This window comes from Serratia sp. CY56464 (assembly GCF_052168435.1).
In the GTDB taxonomy this organism is placed as follows: Bacteria; Pseudomonadota; Gammaproteobacteria; order Enterobacterales; family Enterobacteriaceae; genus Serratia; species Serratia marcescens.
Window position 1 is genome coordinate 17,845 of sequence record NZ_JBJNMV010000005.1, and the last position, 15,201, is coordinate 33,045.

At 59.6% G+C, this 15,201-nt stretch carries 16 protein-coding genes; 7 read left to right on the plus strand and 9 right to left on the minus strand.

Annotated elements, in window-relative coordinates:
* Nucleotides 1–62: 62 nt before the first annotated feature.
* Both proW and proV read right to left on the minus strand, forming a co-directional pair.
* On the minus strand, nucleotides 63–1,169 hold the full coding sequence (gene proW / locus ACJ8KE_RS19485; RefSeq protein ID WP_016929847.1) for a glycine betaine/L-proline ABC transporter permease ProW: 1,107 nt from the start codon (nucleotides 1,167–1,169) through the stop codon (nucleotides 63–65).
* On the minus strand, nucleotides 1,162–2,364 hold the full coding sequence (gene proV / locus ACJ8KE_RS19490) for a glycine betaine/L-proline ABC transporter ATP-binding protein ProV (RefSeq protein WP_033639540.1): 1,203 nt from the start codon (nucleotides 2,362–2,364) through the stop codon (nucleotides 1,162–1,164). Before proV ends, proW begins: the two co-directional genes overlap by 8 nt.
* A 126-nt stretch (nucleotides 2,365–2,490) precedes the next feature.
* Here proV and ACJ8KE_RS19495 point away from each other — a divergent pair, with 126 nt between their 5' ends.
* On the plus strand, nucleotides 2,491–2,754 hold the full coding sequence (locus tag ACJ8KE_RS19495; protein WP_261420308.1) for a hypothetical protein: 264 nt from the start codon (nucleotides 2,491–2,493) through the stop codon (nucleotides 2,752–2,754).
* 16 nt (nucleotides 2,755–2,770) lie between these two features.
* On the opposite strand, the gene ACJ8KE_RS19500 is transcribed toward ACJ8KE_RS19495, so the two are convergent.
* Together ACJ8KE_RS19500 and ACJ8KE_RS19505 are read right to left on the minus strand one after the other, a co-directional pair.
* On the minus strand, nucleotides 2,771–3,457 hold the full coding sequence (locus ACJ8KE_RS19500; protein WP_033639541.1) for a response regulator: 687 nt from the start codon (nucleotides 3,455–3,457) through the stop codon (nucleotides 2,771–2,773).
* Nucleotides 3,458–3,489: 32 nt separating this feature from the next.
* Nucleotides 3,490–5,082 (minus strand): ATP-binding protein, encoded by a 1,593-nt coding sequence (locus ACJ8KE_RS19505; protein WP_442517353.1) that lies wholly within the window; start codon nucleotides 5,080–5,082, stop codon nucleotides 3,490–3,492.
* A gap of 326 nt (nucleotides 5,083–5,408) precedes the next feature.
* On the opposite strand from ACJ8KE_RS19505, the gene ACJ8KE_RS19510 reads away from it, so the two are divergent.
* Nucleotides 5,409–6,764, plus strand: a complete 1,356-nt coding sequence (locus ACJ8KE_RS19510; protein WP_016929843.1) for a 2-hydroxycarboxylate transporter family protein — start codon at nucleotides 5,409–5,411, stop codon at nucleotides 6,762–6,764.
* Between the two features lie 98 nt (nucleotides 6,765–6,862).
* Here the strand turns inward: ACJ8KE_RS19510 and ACJ8KE_RS19515 are convergent, their stop codons facing one another.
* Nucleotides 6,863–7,834, minus strand: coding sequence for a patatin-like phospholipase family protein (locus ACJ8KE_RS19515; RefSeq protein WP_261106671.1), 972 nt, complete (start codon nucleotides 7,832–7,834; stop codon nucleotides 6,863–6,865).
* Between the two features lie 206 nt (nucleotides 7,835–8,040).
* On the opposite strand from ACJ8KE_RS19515, the gene ACJ8KE_RS19520 reads away from it, so the two are divergent.
* Nucleotides 8,041–8,985, plus strand: a complete 945-nt coding sequence (locus ACJ8KE_RS19520) for an MBL fold metallo-hydrolase (RefSeq protein WP_261420307.1) — start codon at nucleotides 8,041–8,043, stop codon at nucleotides 8,983–8,985.
* Between the two features lie 12 nt (nucleotides 8,986–8,997).
* Here the strand turns inward: ACJ8KE_RS19520 and ACJ8KE_RS19525 are convergent, their stop codons facing one another.
* Entirely contained in the window at nucleotides 8,998–9,891 is an 894-nt protein-coding gene (locus tag ACJ8KE_RS19525; protein ID WP_442517354.1) for a LysR family transcriptional regulator, read from the minus strand.
* Between the two features lie 102 nt (nucleotides 9,892–9,993).
* On the opposite strand from ACJ8KE_RS19525, the gene ACJ8KE_RS19530 reads away from it, so the two are divergent.
* The 4 genes from ACJ8KE_RS19530 (at nucleotide 9,994) to ACJ8KE_RS19545 (ending at nucleotide 11,645) form a co-directional block, all read left to right on the plus strand.
* Nucleotides 9,994–10,734 (plus strand): SDR family oxidoreductase, encoded by a 741-nt coding sequence (locus ACJ8KE_RS19530; protein ID WP_016929839.1) that lies wholly within the window; start codon nucleotides 9,994–9,996, stop codon nucleotides 10,732–10,734.
* 64 nt (nucleotides 10,735–10,798) lie between these two features.
* The gene (locus ACJ8KE_RS19535) at nucleotides 10,799–10,993 is read left to right on the plus strand and encodes a DUF1289 domain-containing protein (RefSeq protein WP_071525980.1); all 195 of its coding nucleotides are present in this window, start codon (nucleotides 10,799–10,801) and stop codon (nucleotides 10,991–10,993) included.
* A 77-nt stretch (nucleotides 10,994–11,070) separates the two neighbouring features.
* Nucleotides 11,071–11,358 carry a CopG family ribbon-helix-helix protein gene (locus ACJ8KE_RS19540; protein WP_016929838.1) on the plus strand — a complete coding sequence of 96 codons (288 nt, stop codon included), beginning with the start codon at nucleotides 11,071–11,073 and terminating at the stop codon, nucleotides 11,356–11,358.
* Nucleotides 11,358–11,645 (plus strand): type II toxin-antitoxin system RelE/ParE family toxin, encoded by a 288-nt coding sequence (locus ACJ8KE_RS19545; RefSeq protein ID WP_028127519.1) that lies wholly within the window; start codon nucleotides 11,358–11,360, stop codon nucleotides 11,643–11,645. The genes ACJ8KE_RS19540 and ACJ8KE_RS19545 overlap by 1 nt, the downstream gene beginning before the upstream one ends.
* A 43-nt stretch (nucleotides 11,646–11,688) precedes the next feature.
* Here the strand turns inward: ACJ8KE_RS19545 and nrdF are convergent, their stop codons facing one another.
* The 3 genes from nrdF to nrdI are packed head-to-tail and all read right to left on the minus strand — an operon-like array spanning nucleotide 11,689 to nucleotide 15,199.
* Nucleotides 11,689–12,660, minus strand: a complete 972-nt coding sequence (gene nrdF, locus ACJ8KE_RS19550; protein WP_033639549.1) for a class 1b ribonucleoside-diphosphate reductase subunit beta — start codon at nucleotides 12,658–12,660, stop codon at nucleotides 11,689–11,691.
* Between the two features lie 8 nt (nucleotides 12,661–12,668).
* Complete coding sequence (gene nrdE / locus ACJ8KE_RS19555; RefSeq protein WP_072009650.1) at nucleotides 12,669–14,813, minus strand: class 1b ribonucleoside-diphosphate reductase subunit alpha; 2,145 nt, start codon at nucleotides 14,811–14,813, stop codon at nucleotides 12,669–12,671.
* Complete coding sequence (nrdI, locus tag ACJ8KE_RS19560; protein WP_004928930.1) at nucleotides 14,795–15,199, minus strand: class Ib ribonucleoside-diphosphate reductase assembly flavoprotein NrdI; 405 nt, start codon at nucleotides 15,197–15,199, stop codon at nucleotides 14,795–14,797. Before nrdI ends, nrdE begins: the two co-directional genes overlap by 19 nt.
* Nucleotides 15,200–15,201 lie beyond the last annotated feature (2 nt).

Here is a 15,201-nt window from a genome sequence, read left to right on the forward strand (position 1 = left end):
CCCCTCTTTCGATGTGGTGGTGTCATAGCCCGCCGGGGCCGCAGCCGCCGGCGGGAAAAGCGTCAGGCTTGCTTGATGAACGGGCGAGTCAGCAGCCCGATGGGGCCGCGGCGATACCAGCGGCCGATGCCTTTACTGCGGCGATCGCGCCCCAGCGATTGGGTGAGGCGATCGAGAATGATCGCCAGGATCACGATGCCGACCCCGCCGACGGCGGCCAGGCCCATGTCCAGCCGACCGATGCCGCGCAGCACCATCTGGCCCAAACCGCCGACGGCGATCATCGAGGCGATGACCACCATCGACAGCGCCAGCATCAGCGTCTGATTCACGCCGGCCATGATGGTCGGCATCGCCAGCGGCAACTGCACCTTGAACAGCAGCTGGCGCGGGCTGGCGCCGAAGGATTCGGCGGCCTCGATCAGATCCTCCGGCACCTGTTTGATGCCCAGAATGGTCAGACGCACGATCGGCGGCAGCGCGAAGATGATGGTGACCACCACGCCCGGCACGTTGCCGATGCCGAACAGCATGACGATCGGCACCAGGTAGACGAAGGCCGGGGTGGTTTGCATCGCGTCGAGCAGCGGTCTAATCACCTTGGCGGCGTGCTTGCTGCGCGCCAGCCAGATGCCGAGCGGCAGGCCGATAAGGATGCAGAAGAACAGCGCGGTCAGCACCAGCGCCAGCGTGACCATCGCCTGCGACCAGGCGCCAATGGCGCCGATGGCGATCAGGGAGAGCAGCGTCGCGGCGCCCATGCCGAGGCCCGAGACCTGCCAGGCGAGCAGCGAGAACACCAGAATGGCGATCGGCGCCGGCATGCCCAGCAGCAATTGCTGGAAGCCGCTCAGGATCATGTCCACCGGCACGCGGATGCCCTGGAACAGCGGGCGGAAGTGCAGCACCAGCCAGTCGATGCCTTGCGTGACCCAGGTGTCGAACGGCACCCAGGCTTTGTGGAACGGATCGAGCAGGCTGAAGTGCTCCGGCTGCGCCGGGGCGCCGCTGAGCCAATCGGCGCTTTGCCCGGCGGCGTCATGAGCGGCCGGCGGCGGCGCGCTGGACCAGGCGTCGCCGGCGTTGGCGGCGGCATCGCTGGCAGGTGCGGAGCCGGTATCGGCCGCTGCGGTAGCCCAGGGATCTTGGGTTTGCGTGGTATCACTCATTGGTTGAGCCCTCCTTGTCCAACGCCTGCAGCAGCATGGCCTTGGAGATGATGCCGAGATAGTTATGTTCTTCGCTCACCACCGGCACCGCGCACGGCGCCTGGGCGACCAGGGAAATCAGATCGCTGAGCGGCGTGTCGGCCGGCACGGCGGCGGGGGCCTCGAGCAGGGCATCGTCCAGCGTTTGATTGGCGGACAGCGCTTTTTTCAGCGACTCTATCGACACCACGCCGATAAATTTCTTCCCGCGTTCAACAACATAACCATAATCACGGTCCTCATCGCGCAGCAGCTGCAGCGCCGAGCGAGGGCCAAAACCGGGGGTTTTGCGGATCAGCGTCACCGGGCGCCGTTGGGCGATATCCTTGGCGCTGAACACATGACTGATGTCCACGCCGCGGAAGAAGGTGCGCACATAGTCGTTGGCCGGGTTGTTCAGGATCTCGTCCGGCGTGCCGACCTGGATCACCTCACCGCCCTGCATGATGGCGATGCGATCGCCGATGCGCATCGCCTCGTCCAGATCGTGGGAGATAAACACGATGGTGCGTTGATGCTGGGCCTGTAATTTCACCAGCTCATCCTGCATTTCGGTGCGAATTAACGGATCGAGCGCCGAGAAGGCTTCGTCCATCAATAATATATCCGGGTTATTGGCCATGGCGCGGGCTAATCCTACGCGCTGACGCATGCCGCCGGATAATTCATCCGGATAAGACAGCGCATAATTCTCCAGCCCGACCTGACGCAGGGCGTCCAGCGCTTTTTCCTGGCGTTCCTGCAGCGGCATGCCGGCTAATTCCATGCCAAAGGCGGTATTATTCAGGACATTCATGTGCGGCATCAGCGCGAATGACTGGAATACCATGCTGATCTTATTTCGCCGCACGGTGCGCAGCGCGGTGTCGGATATTTTGGCGATGTCCTCACCGTCGATCAGCACCTGACCGCGGGTGGGTTCTATCAGACGATTGAGAAGGCGTACCAGGGTGGACTTGCCGGAACCGGAGAGCCCCATGATGACAAATATCTCGCCTTCTTCAATGGCCAGAGTGGCGTCTTTTACGCCGAGCGATAAGCCGGTTTTTTCAAACAGCCGATCTTTTGTCAGACCTTTATCCAGCAGTTTGAATGCGCGTTCCGGGTGTTCGCCAAATATCTTATACAGGTTCTTTACTTCGAGTTTAATTGCCATGCAATTTGCTGTTTCCTCTGGTTTAATTAACGCGTTATGGGCTGTCCTTAGCAAAATAAAAGAGCTTTTTACCCTAACACAGTGAATATCTGAGACAACCCTCAATGTCATTTAAATGGGATATTAGTGGTTTACATCAAGGTTTTAATTAGTTATGGTAATTTGGCCCGTGACTCAAAATTGATGGCCATTATTCGGCATAATGGTTTGGTTTTTGGGAAAATAATACGGTGTGGCGCAGAGAGATATTTTGGCGCCGCGCCTGCCGTTCGGATAATAAAAAACCCGACCAGAGGCCGGGCAAAAGTCATCAGTATTTCATCAGTTTTAACGACAGGTGCCGATATCGAGGGGGATATCGTCGAGCGTCATGTTATCGCCTTAGTATGACAGCCAGATGGCAGCCTCAGGCCTTGCGGTACAGCCGCCGCGGATGGCCGATATTTCCGTACAGCATCTCCACCCGCACGAACTGGGTGGCGACGCAATATTCCAGATAACGGCGGGCGGTGGTCTTGCTGATGCCGACTTGCTCAACCACGTCTTCCACCGCATGCGCCACCGCCGGCTGGGCGATAAACAGCGCCTGCACCAGCTCGAGGGTATTGGTTTCGATGCCTTTGGCGCTCGGCTCGCTGGAGAACTGCTTCGACTGCAGGTTGTACAGCGCATCGACGTTGTCCTGATCGATGATCTTGAAGGTGCGCTGGGTCTGCACGAACTGCATGAAGCGTTCGAGCGAATTGCGCAGTCGCTTATAGGACACCGGCTTGATGATGTAATCGAAAGCGCCGTTGCGGATCGCCTGGCTGCAGGTATGCATGTCGCTGGCGGCGGTGATGAAAATCACCGAACAGGCGGGGTTCTTCACCGCCGGTTCTTCCATCAGCTCGATGCCCTGGCCGTCCGGCAGAAAGTTATCCAGCAGGATCAGCCGCGGCTGATGCGCGTTGGCTTTGGCCCGCGCTTCGGCCAGCGTGGCGGCGTAGGCCACCACCCGCAGGTTGAAATTTTTCTCGATGAACTCTGCGTGCAGCGTCGCCAGTTGCGGCTCGTCTTCCACGATCAGAACGTCCAGTGTTAGGTGTGACATAATCGGGTGCTCAAAAAATCGGGTTATGGGTTTTATTTAGGGATAAATATAGAGAATATCGCGCCGTGCGGCTCATTGTCCGACACTTCTATGCTGCCGTGCGCCTGCGCCACATGGCTGGCGACCAGATGCAGGCCGATGCCGTGGTCGCTTTTATCCGCTTTGGTGGTGACGCCCTGTTCAAACAGCGTATCACGAATCTCCTCGGCGATGCCGGTGCCGCGATCCGCCACCTCGATCACCAGCTCGTCGCTGCCGTCGCTGATATAGAGTTCGATCGCGTCGTGCGGCGCCGGGCAGTGCAGCGTCGCTTCCACCGCATTATCCAGCAGATTGCCGACGATCGACATCAGTTCGATCTCATTCAGCGCCGCCGGGATCTGCCGCAGCTGGCAGGCCGGATCGAAGCGCAGCTCGATGCCTTTTTCTCTGGCGCTGGAATATTTGCCCAGCAGCAGGCCGCACAGCGCCGCCGAACTGAAGCGCTGCGAGATGAAATCGAGGATCTCCTGCGCGCCCTCCGACTGGGCTTCCACATAGCGGATGGCCTCGTCGTAGCGCTGCATATGCAGCAGCCCGGCCAGCGTGGCGGTCCAGTTCAGCTGCTCGTGGCGCATGATGCGCAGATTGTCGGCATAGCGTTTCACCTGGCTGAGCTGGCTGCTCAGCGTATTGATATCGTTCTTGTCGCGGAAGCTGATCACCCAGCCTTGCAGCTCCTGCTCCTGCATGATGCGCACCCGGCTGGCGATCACCCGCACGTGGTTGAAGCGGCACACCTCGTCGTGCGTATCCTGGCCCAGTTGCGCGGCGGCGAAGAAGTCCGGCTGCGCCTGGATCACGTCGCCGATCGGCCGGCCCAGCAAGCTGGCGGCGGGCTGGTGCAGATCCAATAGCTCGCGCGCCGCATGGTTGATGGTGATGATCCGCAATTGCGGATCGATGGCGATCACGCCCTCATAAATGGCTTCCAGCAGCGCTTTTTGCTGGCGCACCAGCAGCGCGATCTCTTTCGGTTCCAGCCAGAACATCTGGCGCTTGAGATTTTTCGACAGCAGCCAGGAAAAAACGAACAGGGCGATCAGCAGCAGAACGATGGAGCCGATAATTTGCGTCAACGTCCTGGCATTTGAATTATCGATGTGCGATTTCAAATAGCCGACGGAAACGATACCGATCACGTGATTATTTTCATCCAGGATCGGCGCCTTGCTGCGCAATGAAACGCCAATGCCGCCCTTGCGAATAGAAATAATGCTTTTCCCTTCCAGCACCTCTTTATTATCGCCGCCGATCATCGGCGTGCCCAAGCGGCCTTCGTATTCGGAATGATAAAGATGGCGGGCATGATTATCGCCGATGACGATATAACTGGCGTCGCTGCTGGCGCGGATTTTTTTCATCAGCGCGGCAATTCTGGCGGCGTCGTGTTTTTCCACCGCGTCCACCAGCGAAGGGATAAGGGCGATTTCCCGCGCCTGCACCTGGGCGCGGGCGCCGAGATCGCGGTGCAGTTGCGCATCCAGCTGGTAATAGGTGTAGGCGCCGATACAGGTCAGCAGCAGGCAGGAGAAGGCCACCAGGCACAGAAACAGTTTGATTTGAAATGAGAGTTTGAGGCGCATGGCGGAGCTTCACCGTAAAGAGATCCTGAAGCCTTACCCTATCACGAGAAGCGGGGTCTGTAATATTGCGCCCGATCAACTTGTGATCCCTCACACGGGATTAGAGTGAACCGGACGAGAATTGTTCGCCTGCGATAAAATTGATAAGCTTTAAAATAAAAACGGTATTAACACCATTAAAACCACGTCGGTTTTTACATAATCTTAATTAACCCCATAGAAACCATAACCACCATTAAAAACCCTTTTTAACTTTGAACATAATCACAGCAGATAATCCGTGCGCTTCTCTATGATGGCTGAACAAACTAATAAGAGGCCAGATTATGAGCACAACAGATGATTCTTACCTCGTAGCCAAAGACAAGACCGCCGATATTCCTCTGCGTGAGAAATGGTGGCGGATACTGGACAATTATAAAGTAGGGATTATTCCGTTACCGTTCTTTATTCTGGCCGGCGTATTGATTCTGCTCGACTGCCTGGAAGGCAAATTGCCGAGCGATATCGTGGTGATGGTGGCCACCCTGGCGTTCTTCGGTTTCGCCTGCGGCGAATTCGGCAAACGGCTGCCGTTGATCGGCAAAATGGGCGCGGCGGCGATCTGCGCCACCTTCATTCCTTCCGCGCTGGTGCACTATGGCCTGTTGCCGGACGTGGTGGTGGAGTCGACCACCAAGTTCTACAAATCGACCAACATTCTTTATCTCTACATTTGCTGCATCATCGTCGGCAGCATCATGAGCATGAACCGCCAGGTGCTGATCCAGGGCTTCCTGCGCATCTTCATTCCGATGCTGTGCGGCGAGATCGTCGGCATGCTGGTGGGGATGGGCGTCGGCATGGCGCTGGGCCTGGAGCCGTTCCAGATCTTCTTCTTCCTGATCCTGCCGATCATGGCCGGCGGCGTGGGTGAAGGGGCGATCCCGCTGTCGATGGGCTACGCGGCGATCCTGCACATGGAGCAGGGCGTGGCGTTGGGGCGCATTCTGCCGATCGTGATGCTCGGCAGCCTGACCGCCATCGTCATCGCCGGCCTGCTCAACCAACTGGGCAAGCGTTATCCGCACCTGACCGGCGAAGGCAGCCTGATGCCGAGCAAGCAGGGCGACAGCGGCATGAACGCGGTGGAAAAAATCAGCGGCAAGGTGGACGTCAGCACCATCGCCTGCGGCGCGTTGCTGGCTATTCTGCTGTATATGGTGGGCATGCTGCTGCATCGCCTGATTGGCCTGCCGGCGCCGGTGGGCATGCTGTTCGCCGCCGTGGCGGTGAAGCTGGCGCACGGGGTATCGCCGCGCATTCAGGAAGGCTCGCAGGTGGTGTACAAATTCTTCCGCACCGCCGTGACTTATCCGATCCTGTTCGCGGTCGGGGTGGCCATCACGCCGTGGCAGGAGCTGGTGGATGCGTTCACCGTCCAGAATCTGATCGTGATCGTCACGACCGTCAGCGCGCTGGTGGCGACCGGTTTCTTCGTCGGCAAGAAAATCGGCATGCACCCTATCGACGTGGCGATTGTCTCCTGTTGCCAGAGCGGGCAGGGCGGCACCGGCGACGTCGCGATCCTCACCGCCGGCAACCGCATGTCGTTGATGCCGTTCGCCCAGATCGCTACGCGTATCGGGGGCGCTATCAACGTCTCGCTGTCGCTGCTGGTGTTGGCCAAGTTCTTCGTATAACTCCTATAAATCCTTAGCGTTACTTTGCCTTTCCCCGCCCCCGCGGGGATTTTTTTTGCCCGCGCGCCGGCCAGACGCGCGGACAAGGGGAACGCCGGTTATGCCGCCTGTTTCATGGCGGCGTCGTACCAGGCGAAGTAGCGCTCTACGCCGCGGCGGCCGGATTCGATCAGCGCGCGTTTTTTCTCCTCGCTGATGCCGAACTCCAGCGTGCCGACGTCGAGCGTGTCGACATACACGGTGCGCTTCCAGTCGTCGCTGTCCAGATGCACCTTGGTTTGGATGTCCAGCATCACGTTGGCCACCGCCAGGGTGAAATCAAACAGGTTGTTGACCGGCGTGCGCGGGCCGGCCTGACCGGCGGCCTGGGCGATTTCACCGGCGGAGTCCAGGCGAAGGCCCAGGGTGCGGGTGTTGATGCGCTGGCTGGAGACGTCGATGTAAGGCGGCGTGGCGGAGAAGTCATAGTCGAATAGCCGCACCGGGTAGTTGTCGATCATGCCGCCATCGATGCACAGGTCGCCCAGGGTATTGTTCTTCGCCACGAAGGCGAACGGGAACGACATCGAAATGCGCAGGCCGTCCGCTACTTTCATGCGCGGCGTAGTGCGGTGCGAATAAACTTCGCGTTGGCCGCTGTTGAGGTTAGCGCCGATAAAGTAAATCGACTTGAACCCTTTCGCCGCCTTCATCGCTTCGAACTGCTCGAAGGTGATATCCGGGTTGCCGGTATATTGCTTGATAATATCACGCGACCATTGATAGAAATAATCGCCGGGCGCGATGCCGTATTGATTGAACAGGCGATAGGCGTCCTGGATCGTACCGAAAAAGCCGCCGTTATAATCGAGGAATTTTTTAAAATCCATCGCCGACAGAATTTTGGTGACGTCCGCCGAGCTGCAGCCCAGCCCGACCAGCAGCGCGGCGATGGCGCCCGCTGAGGCGCCGGAGGTTTGCTTGATCTGTGGCATGATGCCTTTGGCCTCCAGCAGTTCCAGCGCGCCGCCATAGGCGATGCCTTTTACGCCGCCGCCTTCAAAGACCAGGTTTTCGAATTGATAGCTCATGATATTTCCTCACTCTTGGTTTAGGGAGTAAGAAAAATAACGAAGTCGTGAACCGGAAAATATTGATTAGGGTTGTGTGAGTCGGCAAACAAAATTATTCATAATAAATATATTGTTTATATATTTATCAAAGGCATTTATTAAACAGGCGCATCGGGCTTTTTGCGTCAATACTTAGCGCTGTTCAATTCTCGCAAGGAGTCATCATGTTCTGGAAACGTTGTCTGCTGGGCGCGGCGCTGGCCGTTATGTCATTACAGGCTGGGGCCGCCGCGCCGCAGGCCAAAACCCCGACGCCGGGATTTTACCGCATCATGCTGGGCAGTTTTGAAGTGACCGCGTTATCCGACGGCATCATTCGCCTGCCGGCGGACAAACTGTTGCTGAACACCACGCCGCAGCAGATCGCCGCCTGGTTGGCCGAGCGGCATCAAAGCCTGCCGGTGGTCACCTCGGTCAATGCCTATCTGATCAATACCGGTGACAAGCTGGTGATGATCGACAGCGGCGCCGGCCAACTGCTGGGCGACGGCCTGGGCAAGCTGGTGGATAACCTGCGCGCGGCGGGCTACCAGCCGGAGCAGGTGGATGAGATCTACCTGACCCACATGCACCCGGACCACCTCGGCGGCCTGACGCACGACGGCAAGGCGGTATTCCCCAATGCGGTGGTGCGCGCCGCCAGCCAGGACGCGGACTTCTGGCTGAGCGCGGACCAACTGAAACAGGCCAGCGCAGGCAGTAAAAGCAACTTCGAACGGGCCCAGGCGGCGATCAAGCCATACCAGGCGATGGGCCACTTTAAGCCGTTCAGCGGCGACGGTGAACTGTCGCCGGGCATTGCCGCCTTCGCCGCCCACGGCCATACGCCGGGGCACAGCGTGTATCAGGTGACCAGCCAGGGCAAGAAGCTGTTGCTGTTGGGGGATCTGATCCACGTGGCGGCGGTGCAGTTGCCGCATCCGAAGGTGGCTATCAGCTTTGACAGCGACGCCAAGGCGGCTGTCGCTCAGCGGCTGCGGATATTTGGCGACAGCGCGCGGCAGAGCGAACTGGTCGGCGGCGCACACCTGTCGTTCCCGGGGTTGGGGTATCTGAACCGCCAGGGCGACGGTTACACCTGGGTGCCGTTGAACTACGGCGCGCTGTAACGCCCGCTCTCGTTATCGGTTCCGCTCGGCGAACACCCGGCTGAACCAGTCGAGAAACACGCGCACCCGCGGCGACAGCTGGCGGTTGCGCGGATAAAGCAGCGAGACCGGCATCGGAGGAGAAGGCCAATCCGACAGCAGCGGCAACAGGCTGCCGTCGGCCAGATCGCCGCGCAGGTGATAGCGCGGCACCTGAATGATGCCCAGTCCGGCGCGGGCGGCGGCGACCAGGCTCTCCGCCGCGGTGACCGACACCGTCGCCGGCAGCGTGACGGGTTGCGCTTGTCCCGCCACCGTGAACGCCAGCGGCATCAGCGCGCCGGTCGCCGAAGAGCGAAAGCCCACCATGCGGTGATGGCGCAGATCGTCCAGGCTTTGCGGCGTGCCGAAGCGCTGCAGGTAGGCCGGGGCGGCGCAGGTCACCTCTTCCAGCTCGCCCAGGCGGCGCGCCACCATGTCGCTGTCCCGCAGTTTGCCGACGCGCACCACGCAGTCGATGCCTTCCCGCAGCGCGTCCACCAGCCGATCGCCTTCGCTCATATAAAGCTCGATATCCGGGTATTGCGCCAAAAAATCCGGCAAATCGGGCAACAGAAAATGGCGCGCCAGCGTGCCGTGCACGTCGATGCGCAGCAATCCGCGCGGTTTGGCGCCGGCGAACGCCATCTCCGCTTCTTCGATGTCCGCCAGAATGCTCAGACAACGCTGATAGTAGGCTTCGCCGTCCAGCGTCGGGCTGACGTGGCGGGTGGTGCGTTGCAGCAGCCTGACCTGCAGCCGGGCTTCGAGCTGTTTGATGGCGTCGGTCACGGTGGATCGCGGCAGGTTCAGATCCTGCGCCGCCTGGGTGAAGCTGCGTTGTTCTACCACGCGGGTGAACAGGCGCATGGCGTCGATTCTGTCCATAATTGTTCGTTTATTTCGGATAGTGATAACGAAGAATAGGGGATTATTCGCCATGCCGAAAGGTGCATGATGACTGTACATTAACCCGATGAGGAGATATCCATGAATCACGCGACTCAACGCGTCGCCATCGTCACCGGCGCATCCCGCGGCATCGGCGCGGCCATCGCCGAGCGTCTGGCCGCCGATGGCTTTACCGTCATCATCAACTATTCGGGCAATCCGGCGCCGGCCGATGAGCTGGTGGGCAAGATAGAACAGCGCGGCGGCCGCGCCTTGAGTGTCAAGGCCGACGTCAGCGATGCGGCTGCGGTCGCCCAACTGTTCGACAGCGCCGAACGGGCGTTTGGCGGCGTCGACGTGCTGGTCAATAACGCCGGGGTGATCGCGCTGGCGCCGGTGGCGGACATGCGTGATGAAGATGCGGATCGCCTGCTCGACATCAACCTGAAAGGCAGCTTCAATGCGATGCGCGAGGCGGCGAAGCGCCTGCGCGACAACGGCCGCATCATCAACTTCTCCTCCAGCGTGGTGGGGTTGCTGCAGCCGGGGTACGGCATGTATGCCGCCAGCAAGGCGGCGATCGAAGCGCTGACCAGCGTGCTGGCGAAAGAGCTGCGCGGCCGCAATATCACGGTGAACGCCGTCGCGCCGGGGCCGACCGCCACCGGCTTGTTCCTCGACGGCAAAACCCCGGAGCTTATCGAGCGGCTGGCGAAGATGGCGCCGTTGGAACGTCTGGGCACGCCGGACGATATCGCCGCGGCGGTGGCTTTCCTCGCCGGGGCAGACGGCGGCTGGATCAATGGCCAAACCCTGCGCGCCAACGGCGGCATCATCTGATTGGCGACGCGCCGCCGCAGGATCGGGTATCCTGTGGCGGAACATGTCACATCAAGGGCAACGTATGGCGGGCCACACTCAGCAATCCCATCCTGGCGTCAGATCGCCCTGCGTCAGCCTGTGCCGGATCGACGACGAAACCCAGCAGTGCCGCGGATGCCGGCGCACGCGGGCGGAGATCGCCGCCTGGCCGACCGCCAGCGACGCGGAGAAACGCGCTATTTGGCGGCGGCTTGAGCTGCGTCAATCGGTGAAATAATCCTCTGCATTATTGCGCTGTCAGACTTCATGTAGCACAATTGAGCTACATGTGATTGACCGACGTTAGGAGCGATTATGTCGACGACGACCATTCGTATTCCAGATGAGCTTAAAGCCCGAGTCGCTGTCGTCGCCGAGCAGGTAGGCGTCACGTCTCACAGCTTTATTTTGCAGGCAATAGCGGAGAAAACGCAGCAAGAAGAGTTGCGCCGTGACTTTGAGAATGAAGCGGAAAAACGCTATGCCAAGATAATTGCGACGGGAGAGACGGTCTCTTGGAAAGAGATGCGCGGTTATTTGGAAAATTACGCAGCGGGTGATACTGCCGCTGTCAAACCTCCTGTTAAAAAACTGGGACGCTGATGGCAAATGTCGAGTTGGCGCCAGAGGTCAGGGATGATATCGAACGTGTTCTCGCTCATTTAGCTCAGTATGGCGCTGCGGATTCAGGGCGGCGCATTCAGGAAATCATCCATGCAATTGCGGTATTGGAACATAATCCATTGATCGGACGGTCCCTTGGCGCAGGGCTGCGTGAATTGATTATTGGGCAGCAAGCTCGCGGTTATTTGGCGCTCTACAAATACATTCCTGATATCGATACGGCGTTTGTTCTGGCGATCCGCAGTCAGAAAGAACAAGGGTATTGAATGCACGATACCGGCCTGAAAGACCGGCATCGCTGTCATGTCCTCAGAAATCCCAGTCCTCATCCTCGGTGTTGACCGCCTTGCCGATGACGTAAGACGAGCCTGAACCGGAGAAGAAGTCGTGGTTTTCGTCGGCGTTCGGCGACAGCGCCGACAGGATCGCCGGGTTGACCTCCGCCATCGCCGGCGGGAACAGCGCTTCATACCCCAGGTTCATCAGCGCCTTGTTGGCGTTGTAGTGCAGGAAGGTCTTCACGTCTTCCGTCCAGCCGACGCCGTCGTACAGCTCCTCGGTGTAACGCACCTCGTTGTCGTACAGATCCTGCATCAGGTCGAAGGCAAAGTTTTTCACCTGCTGGCGCCGCGCGGCGTCCACTTTCTCCAGCCCTTTCTGGAACTTATAGCCGATATAGTAGCCGTGCACCGCCTCGTCGCGAATGATCAGGCGGATCAGATCGGCGGTGTTGGTCAGCTTGGCGCGGCTGGACCAGTACATCGGCAGATAAAAGCCCGAATAGAACAGGAACGACTCTAGGAACACGCTGGCGACCTTTTTCAGCAGCGGATCGTCGCTGCGGTAGTGCGCCAGAATGATGCCGGCTTTCTTCTGCAGCGCGCGGTTTTCCTCGCTCCAGCGATAGGCGTCGTCCACGTCCGGCGTTTGGCACAGGGTGGAGAAGATTGAGCTGTAAGAGCGGGCGTGCACCGCCTCCATAAAGCTGATGTTGGAGTACACCGCCTCTTCGTGCGGCGTCAGCGCATCGGCGATCAGGGCCGGCGCGCCGACGGTGTTCTGGATGGTGTCCAACAGCGTCAGCCCGGTAAATACCCGAATGGTCAGCTGCTGCTCCTTCGGCGTCAGCGTGGCCCAGGAGGGGATATCGTTGGACAGCGGCACCTTTTCCGGCAGCCAGAAGTTGGAGGTCAGGCGGTTCCATACCTCCAGATCCTTGTCGTCTTCGATGATGTTCCAGTTGATGGCGCGCACCAGCGGCGCCGATGTTACGGTCGTCATAAGTTGCCTCACAGCGCGCAGGACACGCAGCCCTGCACCTCGGTGCCTTCCAGCGCCATCTGGCGCAGGCGGATGTAGTAAATGGTCTTGATGCCTTTGCGCCAGGCGTAGATCTGCGCGCGGTTGATGTCGCGGGTGGTGGCGGTATCGCGGAAGAACAACGTCAGCGACAGCCCCTGATCGACGTGTTGCGTCGCGGCGGCATAGGTATCGATGATTTTTTCCGGGCCAATCTCGTAGGCATCCTGGTAATACGCCAGGTTGTCGTTGGTCATGTACGGCGCCGGGTAGTAAACGCGGCCGATCTTGCCTTCCTTGCGGATCTCGATGCGCGAGACGATCGGATGGATGCTGGAGGTGGCGTTGTTGATGTACGAGATGGAGCCGGTCGGCGGCACCGCCTGCAGATTCTGATTGTACAGCCCGTGCATCATCACCGACTGACGCAGCGCGCGCCAGTCGTCGCGGCCCGGAATGGCGATGCCGGCGGCGGCGAACAGCTCGCGCACCCGCTCGGTCTGCGGCAGCCAGTCGCGCTCGGTGTACTTGTCGAAGTACTCGCCGCTGGCATAGCGAGAGTGCTCAAAGCCATCAAAGGCGCCGCCGCGCTCGATCGCCAGCCGGTTAGAGGCGCGGATGGCGTGATAGGCCACGGTATAGAAATAGAGATTGGTGAAGTCGATGCCTTCTTCCGAGCCGTAGAAGATGCGCTCGCGCGCCAGGTAACCGTGCAGGTTCATCTGGCCCAGACCGATGGCGCGGGCGCTGCGGTTGCCTTCGGCGATCGACGGCACCGAGCGGATATCGCTCATGTCGGCCACCGCGGTCAGCGCGCGGATCGCGGTCTCGATCGCCTTGCCGAAGTCCGGCGCGTCCATGGTTTTGGCGATGTTCAGCGAGCCGAGGTTGCAGGAGATATCCTTGCCGATGCGATCGTAGCTCAGATCCTCGTGATAGGTGCTGGCGCGGTTGACCTGCAGGATCTCCGAACACAGGTTGCTCATGTTGATGCGCCCGGCGATCGGGTTCTCCCGGTTGACCGTGTCCTCGAACATCACGTAGGGGTAGCCGGATTCGAACTGGATCTCCGCCAGCACCTGGAAGAACTCGCGCGCGTTGATGCGCGACTTGCGGATGCGCTTGTCGTCCACCATCTCGCGGTACTTCTCGCTGACGGCAATCTCCGAAAACGGCACGCCATACACCCGTTCGACGTCGTAGGGCGAGAACAGGTACATTTCTTCGTTGTTCTTCGCCAGCTCGAAGGTGATATCCGGGATCACCACCCCCAGCGACAGCGTTTTGATGCGGATCTTCTCGTCGGCGTTTTCCCGCTTGGTATCGAGAAAACGCAGGATATCCGGGTGGTGGGCGTTGAGATACACCGCGCCGGCCCCCTGGCGCGCGCCGAGCTGGTTGGCGTAGGAGAAGGCGTCTTCGAGCATTTTCATGATCGGAATGACGCCGGAGGACTGGTTCTCGATGCGCTTGATCGGCGCGCCCACCTCGCGAATATTGCTCAGCATGAAGGCCACGCCGCCGCCGCGTTTCGACAGCTGCAGCGCGGAGTTCACCGCCCGGCCGATCGATTCCATATTGTCTTCGATGCGCAGCAGGAAGCAGGAGACCAGCTCACCGCGCTGGCGTTTGCCGCAGTTGAGGAAGGTCGGCGTGGCCGGCTGGAAGCGGCCGGAAATCATCTCTTCCACCAGATCCTGCGCCAGGGCGGTGTCGCCCGCCGCCAGCGTCAGCGCCACCATGCACACCCGGTCTTCGTAGCGTTCCAGATAGCGCTTGCCGTCGAAGGTTTTGAGCGTATAGCTGGTGTAGTACTTGAAGGCGCCGAGGAAGGTCTCGAAGCGGAATTTCTTGGCGTAGGCCTGTTGGAACAGCTGCTTGATAAACGGGAATTCGTACTGCGCCAGCACCTGCGGCTCGTAGTAGCCTTCTTCCACCAGATAGCGCAGCTTTTCCTCCAGGTTATGGAAGAACACGGTGTTTTGGTTGACGTGCTGCAGGAAGTAGTGCCGCGCCGCCAGCCGATCTTTATCGAACTGGATCCGGCCTTCCGCATCGTAAAGATTGAGCATCGCGTTGAGCGAATGGTAATCCAGCGCGCCCGTCTCGGGCCTGGTCAATTCTGTCGTTGCCAAAATGCGGTTACTCCCTGTCTAACGTTTTCAACGTCTTGCGTAGTGCCGAGCAGCTCGAAGCGGTACAAAAAAGGCACCTGGCATTTTTTGGCGATGATGTCGCCGGCGATGCCGTACGCTGCGCCGAAGTTGGTGTTCCCGGCGGCGATGACGCCGCGCAGGTATGAACGGTTTTGCGGAACGTTGAGAAAGCGGATCACCTGGATCGGCACCGCGCCGACGGCGCTGCCCCCGCCATAGCTGGGTACGATCAAGATATAGGGTTGTTCCATCAGCAATTTGCTGCGGGCGCCGGCGATCGGAATGCGGATCGCCGGCAGGCCCAGTTTCTCAACGAATCGGTGGGTGTTCTCCGAACTGCTGGAGAAATAGACCAGCGGATTCATCG